General features: G+C 68.6%; 6 protein-coding genes and 1 tRNA gene. 2 read left to right on the forward strand and 5 right to left on the reverse strand.

Annotated features, from left to right (window positions below; genetic code table 11):
* Window positions 1–30: 30 nt before the first annotated feature.
* A complete protein-coding gene (locus tag Q0L11_RS13900; protein WP_296598006.1) occupies window positions 31–651 on the forward strand; it encodes a hypothetical protein in 621 nt (206 codons plus the stop codon).
* 119 nt (window positions 652–770) lie between these two features.
* Here Q0L11_RS13900 and Q0L11_RS13905 read toward each other — a convergent pair whose 3' ends face one another.
* The 4 genes from Q0L11_RS13905 to Q0L11_RS13920 all read right to left on the reverse strand — a co-directional run bounded on the left by Q0L11_RS13905 (window position 771) and on the right by Q0L11_RS13920 (window position 3,768).
* Window positions 771–1,154 carry a hypothetical protein gene (locus Q0L11_RS13905; protein WP_296598007.1) on the reverse strand — a complete coding sequence of 128 codons (384 nt, stop codon included), beginning with the start codon at window positions 1,152–1,154 and terminating at the stop codon, window positions 771–773.
* A gap of 113 nt (window positions 1,155–1,267) precedes the next feature.
* Window positions 1,268–1,498: a helix-turn-helix transcriptional regulator gene (locus Q0L11_RS13910; RefSeq protein WP_296598012.1), complete on the reverse strand. Its 231-nt coding sequence runs from the start codon at window positions 1,496–1,498 to the stop codon at window positions 1,268–1,270.
* An 829-nt stretch (window positions 1,499–2,327) separates the two neighbouring features.
* Window positions 2,328–2,404 (reverse strand) — tRNA-Arg (locus Q0L11_RS13915).
* Window positions 2,405–2,469: 65 nt separating this feature from the next.
* Window positions 2,470–3,768 carry a hypothetical protein gene (locus Q0L11_RS13920; protein ID WP_296598008.1) on the reverse strand — a complete coding sequence of 433 codons (1,299 nt, stop codon included), beginning with the start codon at window positions 3,766–3,768 and terminating at the stop codon, window positions 2,470–2,472.
* A 155-nt stretch (window positions 3,769–3,923) separates the two neighbouring features.
* Here Q0L11_RS13920 and Q0L11_RS13925 point away from each other — a divergent pair, with 155 nt between their 5' ends.
* On the forward strand, window positions 3,924–5,834 hold the full coding sequence (locus Q0L11_RS13925; RefSeq protein ID WP_296598010.1) for a PQQ-binding-like beta-propeller repeat protein: 1,911 nt from the start codon (window positions 3,924–3,926) through the stop codon (window positions 5,832–5,834).
* A gap of 37 nt (window positions 5,835–5,871) precedes the next feature.
* Here Q0L11_RS13925 and dnaJ read toward each other — a convergent pair.
* Window positions 5,872–6,662 (reverse strand): molecular chaperone DnaJ (dnaJ, locus tag Q0L11_RS13930; protein ID WP_296598011.1); only part of this gene is annotated, 791 nt, incomplete at its 5' end.

Consider the following 6,662-nt stretch of genomic DNA (forward strand, 5'->3'; position numbering starts at 1 on the left):
GCATGAGCACAGCGCATTCGAGGTGGAATGATGGGTCTGGAGCACTGGGACAGCGCCCGAGGCAGATGGGTCCTGTATCGGAGTCAGGCTCAGCACAGCCTCGATTGCGAGCAGCATCCATTCGAAGCCATCCCAAGGCGCGTGTTCCTCGACACAAACGTCGTGAACTTGTTGGTGAAATACAGCGAGCAGGTGTTTGAACAGGCTTGGTTGCCAGCCGGGTTGGACGTAACTCGCGCTCACGACGTTGAGGCTCTCATGCACGTGTTCCATATTGGAGGACGCGCCCCATGGGAGATTGTCGCTTCGCGAAAGACGCTCTCCGAGATCGGCGAGACGCCCGAGCCCGCCGTGCGGGATCGCCTTCTCGATTACGCTGGCGAACTCGTGGGCCTTCCAACCGAAGACGTTGTGTACGCAGCCAACCTTGGACGGCGACTTATCGATTCGCCGTTCACAGAAGCTTTGCCAGATCCCGCCGATCGGGAATTGATCGGCAACGCCGTCGGTTTGGGCTGTGATGTGTTCTGCACCTGCGATCGCCGCACGATCGTTCGCAAGCGTGAGCACCTCCGCCAGCTCCCGATCCGCATCCTCACGCCTGCCGAGTGGTGGGCGCACATCAAGCCTTGGGCGGCGTTGTGGGGCTAACGCTGGGGGATAGCGGCTTTGTCGCTCCTACGTCTTCTCACGCCTTACTGAAGACGGCTGGGGATCAGTCGCCGGCCTCGCCCTCTTGATCAGGGTTCGCATTACCCCGTCAGTGGTCATCAGAACCGTACCCTGATGGCGGCGGGCTCAAACGCGATCTCCTCTGGCCCCACGAAGCCGGCTGACGGTTGCGGACGCCCATAGGCGATGATGTCGTCGCCCTTGAAGATGCCGACGTAGCGGGCCTCAGCCGCGCGCTTTGCGATAGCGCCGAAGCTCACCCGTCCACCGCTCCGGCGGGTCCCACCGGGCCTGTCACTTGCCGGCGGTCCGAACTCGACGACCGGACGTTCATACGGTGCCTCAAGTTCCTTCGCGTGCGCACCCTCGGGGGTGGGGGCGTTGGTCAGAAGGCCGAGCGTGAAGGGACCTGCGAACGCTTCGGGCTGACCGCGATGCTGCACCACCACGACGGCGTCGAGGCTGTAGGAGTTGGAGATCATGGGTCCTGGCGCTAAGCGCGGCTCTGGTGACTGGGGGGAAGGCGCGAGCGCCCGAAGGAGCACCGCTCAATGCGCTACGCTGCGACGAGCGTTAGTCGCAATGATCGCGCTTGTCAAGAATTCAGATCGCTACTCGGCGCCCGCATCAACAGAATCGCGGGCTCCGTCCCCAGCGCCTTGGCGATCTTCACCAGGAACCGCAATGAAGGGTTCTCCTCCGCCCTCTCCACGCCGGCCACATAGCGTGGCGCTATCTCAGCCGCACGGGCGAGTTGCTCCTGCGTCAGGCCCTTCTCCTTCCGCAGGCGGCGAATGTTCGCCCCGACGATCGCCTCCCACTCCATCCCAAGGATGAAGCGGTGATCGAGCAGTGTGCGCCAGGATCTAAAGTGCCTATTTCGTTTACCTCGGACCGGCAAGATAGAGCCTATCCGTGGAGGCAACCAATGCGCGCCTACCGACTAACGACTGGGACTCTTCTCCTGATCGCAATGCCTGCGATGACGCTTGCGGAGCCATGTCCGAAGTACGACTGCTCCAATGATCGCGGAGCATGGTCGGCGGCCATGGCGCCACTGCCCGCCACTCGTCCTCAACCGGCGAATGGACTGACCGTGCGGACATGGCATCCCGACAACATGACGACGTGCGCTGAGGCCCGAAACGGATCGCGGATGTCGCGCTCGGTCATCCTACTCGGCCCTGCGGGCTCCAGCCTGATCGAGAATCCCACCGCGGCCTATTGGGAAGCGACGGGCTGCGCGGACAAACCCGTCACGAAGCCCGCGTCCCTAGATTCGGTCTTACGGAGCATCAAAGAGGATGCCGCGCGGGAAGAGCGACGCCAGGAGAGGGCGGCGGCCAAGGGAATCAAGCTCTGCGATCAGGCCGCGTTCTTGGCGAGTCCCGCGGAATGCATGAGACGCGGACGGCTGGCTGACGCTCCATAGACCGTTAGGCTTCGAAGGGTCGCAGCAGGCTCAAGGAGATCGCCCTTCTTTGGACGGCCGTCATGAGGCTGCTCTTTGAGGTCGACTACCACTCGAAGCCTGTTGTGCCCTCGACTGTTTCCGATCTTGGGCAACGCTCTGTGCTTGAGGAGCGGCCAGGTCGCGGAGTCGTCTTTGTGAAACAGGAGTCGGGTTTCACGAAACCCGACAGCAGGGAGGGAAATGGCGCACCCGACACGATTCGAACGTGTGACCTTTGCCTTCGGAGGGCAACGCTCTATCCAGCTGAGCTACGGGTGCGTCTTCAGCGGAGGGTGTCTCTAGCGGAAAGGACGCGCCGCCGCAAACGGCGATGCGGCCGCAGGTCAGGCCAGGCGATCTTCGCCGGGCGTCGGGGCGAGCGGGCGGCCGGCTGCGAAATCGTCGAAGCGGGCGGCTTCCTGCGCCAGGGCCGCGATATTGGCCGCATCCTGGGGGCCAGCGCGCCGCGCCCGGGCCCAGTCCAGGCCCGCGTTCAGGTCGCCCGGCGAGCTCAAGGGACGCCAGCCGGGCAGGGGCGAGCGGTAGCGCACGAGCGGCGGCTGGTCGTCGTCGCCCGGGACCAGCACCGGGATCCCAGCCATCATCGCTTCCAGGTTCGCCTTGGCGCCCGTCTCGGGATAGCTCGCCAGGTAGGCGTCGGCGCCCTGGGCGGCGAGCTCGGCCGGCAGGCTCGGGCGGTAGCCCGTGAGGACATAGCGGTCGAGGGCGATCCCGGCGGCGGTCAGCGCGGCGACCAGTTCGCTCCGGAAGGCCTCGTCGGTCTCGCCGATGTGGAACAGCCGTGCTCCCGGCCGGCTAAGGGCGGCGACCACATAGTCCGCCCAGCGGTGGCGCCCGTGGCCGCGATACTTGTGGACGCTGCCGCAGGTCGCGATGCGCAGTTCGCCGTCGGACGGTCTCGCCATGGCGCGCGTTGCGACGGGCGTGGCCATGCCGGCGTACGCGGCGTCGAGACCGGCCTCGCGGCAGGCGAGATGGCAGGTGTAGGTCACGTCCACATGTGCGGCGAAGGGCAGGGTCGCGCCCAGCGCCGGCACGTGGTCGGCGTGGTGCACGAACTCCACGACGTCCCGGAACGGCCAAGCCGCCAGCACGGCGACCAGGTCCATCGGGTGGCTCATCAGGAGGATGCGCGTGGGCCGCATGGCCGCCAGCATCATGTAGGTCTCAAGCACCCGCTCCACGAGCAGCTCCGAGCCAAGCGTGAGGCAGGCGCGCTCGCCGATGAAGCTGCGGTTGGTCGGCTGGTTGAAGAAGTCGGCGTAGCGCAGCTCGCGATAGATGTCGGTCAGCAGCGTAACCGCCCCGGCCGGCTGGAGGCGCTCGATGACCTCCTGGGCGATCCGGCCGTGCCCGCCGGTGGGATAGAACCGCGTCGCCAGGATGCAGACGTTGGCGTTGGACTTTTCCCGCGCGGGCTGGTCGCGAAGCTGCATGAACCTCGCCATCCGCGGGACCAGCGCGTCGAGGCCCTTCGCGAACAGGCGCCGGCCGTAGACGTCCGACGTCCGGAAGTGTTCGGGCAGGCGCACGACGCGCGTCAGGAACGCGTCCATGTCGTCGGCCGTCCGCGCCGCCGCGAACGCCTGCTCCAGCCCGGGCTGCGGATAGAGGAACCTCAAGGCGCGTCCTTAGGGCCGGCTGACCGCGCCGGCGCCGCCTCTTAGCCGATGGGCGGGACCGGCGTAAGCGCCGCAGGTTTCAACAGGGCAATTCCCTTTCCGCACGGCGCCGCTAGGTTGCGCGGGAAGGTCGAAGAACCGGTACGGGGGAACGCATGTTGGGTTGGAAGGGTGTGGCCGCGGCGGCTACGGCGGCGAGCGTTGTCGCGCTGGCGGGCTGGGGCCTGGGCAGCCTGGCCCAGGCGCAGGCGACCGACGAAGCGCCGCCCCCCGGCAAGGCGGTCTACGACCAGTTCTGCGCCGCCTGCCACAACGCCCCGCCGGCCGGCGATCGCGCCCCGCCCGTGGCGTCGCTGCGCAAGATGAGCGCCCAGACGATCACGGCGGCCCTCACCACCGGCGTCATGAAGCCCATCGGCGACGGGCTCGACCGGCGCCAGCTTCGCGACGTCGTCAGCTACCTCGCCGCGCCCGAGGGGCCGCAGGGCACGGGCTGGATCGACGACAACCGCTGTCCCGAAGGCCGGCGCGACGTCGACCTGACCGCCGCGCCGGCCCAGATCGGCTTCGGCGTCGACCACGACAATTCCCGCCGCATGAGCGCGAGCCAAGCTGGGCTCACCACCAAGGACCTCGCCAACCTGGAAGTCGCCTGGTCGTTCGTCATGCCTCGCACCTCGGGCCTGCGCGGCCAGGGCGTGGTCGTGGGCGACACCCTGTTCTATCCCGCCGGCCAGGCCGGCTACGTCGTCGCCCTCGACACCAAGACCGGCTGCGTGAAGTGGGCCACCCCCGGCGGCGTGCGCGCCAGCCTGGCCTACGGGCGCCTGGGCAAGGACGGCCCGTGGGCGGTGGTCGGCGGCGACGGCCAGGGCCAGCTCATCGCCTTCGAAGCCAAGACCGGAAAGGTCGCCTGGAAGGTCGATCCGCGCCACGACAAGACCGTGCCGCTCTCGGGCACGCCGGTGTTCGCGGGCGACAGGATCGTCGTGCCGATCTCGGCCATCGACGTCGCCAACTCGATGCGCGACACCTTCGCCTGCTGCAAGGCGCACGGGGCCGTCGCCCTGCTGGAGGCCGCCGACGGCAAGGTGCTGTGGACCTGGCACACCATGCCCGACGCCCAGCCGCTGGGCCGCAAGAACGCCAAGGGCGTCGACGTCTACGGCCCCTCGGGCGCGCCGATCTGGTCCAGCCCCTCGGTCGATCTGAAGGCCGGCGTCGTCTACACCGCCACGGGCGAGAACACCTCGCCGCCCGCCACCGCCACCAGCGACAGCCTGGTCGCCCTGGACCTGGCCACCGGCAAGCAGAAGTGGGTGTTCCAGGCGCTGGCCAACGACGTCTGGAACATGTCGTGCCCCATCGGCTCGCCCACGGGCGGCCGCGCGCCGGGCGCCAACTGCTTCTTCGCCGCCGAGGGTAGCGTGCTGCGCGACCACGATTTCGGCGGCGGGCCGGTGATCTGGCGGGGCAAAGGCAAGACCCTGATCCTGGGCGGCCAGAAGTCGGGCGACGCCTGGGCGCTGGATGCGGCCACCGGCAAGCAGGTCTGGCACCACCAGTTCGGCAAGGGCACCGCGCTGGGCGGCGTCCACTGGGGCCTCGCCGCGGACGCCCGCCGCGTCTACGTGCCCATCGCCGACCCGGGCGTGCCCGAGAAGGACAACGCCGCCGGCCTCTACGCCATCGACGTGGCCAGCGGGAAGGTCGCCTGGTCGTGGAAGGCGAAGGCCGACTGCGAGGCCGGCCGCAAGGCCCGCGTGCCCACTTGCGACAGCAAGTTCGGCCTCTCGGCGCCGCCGGTGGTGATCGACGGCGCGGTCGTGGCCGGCGGCCTGGACGGGCGCGTCTACGTCTTCGAGGCCGCCACCGGCAAGCTGCTGAACAGCTTCGACACCGCCGTCCCGTTCACCGGCGTCAACAAGGTTGTGGGCGCCGGCGGTTCGATCGACGCGGCCGGGCCGTTCGCCGGCGACGGGATGCTGTTCATCGGCTCGGGCTACGCCAGCTTCGGCCAGCAGGCCGGCAACGCCTTGGTGGCGTATCGGGTGAAGGCGAAATGAGCGCACACTTTCCCTCCCCATAAAGGGGAGGGGAAGCTCAGGCCTGACCCGTGGCCGAGCTCCAGAACTTCTTGGCCTTGCCCATGAAGCCGGCGGCCTTCGGGTGGTGCTGCTCGCCGCACATTTCGGAGAGCTCGCGCATCAGTTCTTTCTGGCGCGCCGTGAGCTTGGTGGGCGTCTCGACGAACAGCTCCACCACCAGGTCGCCGCGCTCGCGTCCGCGCAGCGAGGGCATCCCGCGGCCCTTCACGCGCACGGTCTTGCCGGTCTGCGCCCCCTCGGGGACCTTGACCTCGATCTTGCACTGGCCGTCGCAGGTCTCGCCGCCCAGCAGGCAGGGCGCCTCGATCTCGCCGCCCAGGGCCGCCACGCACATCGGCACGGGCACGGTGCAGAGCAGGTCCAGGCCGTCGCGCTCGAACAGCTCGTGCGGCTTCACCGAGATGAAGATGTAGAGGTCGCCGCGTGGGCCGCCGCGCTGGCCCGCGTCGCCCTCGCCGGCGAGTCGGATGCGCGCGCCGTCGTCCACCCCGGCCGGGATGCGCACCGCCAGGGTGCGCTGCTGGCGCACGTGGCCGGCGCCGCGGCAATCCGTGCAGGGGTCCATGACCATCTGGCCCGACCCGCCGCAGCGCGGGCACGCGCGCTCGATCGAGAAGAAGCCCTGGCTGGCGCGGACCCGTCCGGCGCCATGGCAGGTGGTGCAGGTGGTGGGGCTGGTGCCGGGCTTGGCGCCCGAACCGTCGCAGGTCTCGCAGGTGAGGGTGACCGGGACGGTGATCTCGACCTCGGCGCCGGCATAGGCCTGCTCCAGGCTGATCTCCAGGT

The organism is Phenylobacterium sp. (assembly GCF_024508875.1).
In the GTDB taxonomy this organism is placed as follows: Bacteria; Pseudomonadota; Alphaproteobacteria; order Caulobacterales; family Caulobacteraceae; genus Phenylobacterium.

Coding starts and splice junctions, on each gene's coding strand:
- Q0L11_RS13900 (WP_296598006.1), top strand. CDS start 31: ATGGGTCTGGAGCACTGGGACAGCGCCCGAGGCAGATGGGTCCTGTAT.
- Q0L11_RS13905 (WP_296598007.1), bottom strand. CDS start 1,154: ATGATCTCCAACTCCTACAGCCTCGACGCCGTCGTGGTGGTGCAGCAT.
- Q0L11_RS13910 (WP_296598012.1), bottom strand. CDS start 1,498: ATGGAGTGGGAGGCGATCGTCGGGGCGAACATTCGCCGCCTGCGGAAG.
- Q0L11_RS13925 (WP_296598010.1), top strand. CDS start 3,924: ATGTTGGGTTGGAAGGGTGTGGCCGCGGCGGCTACGGCGGCGAGCGTT.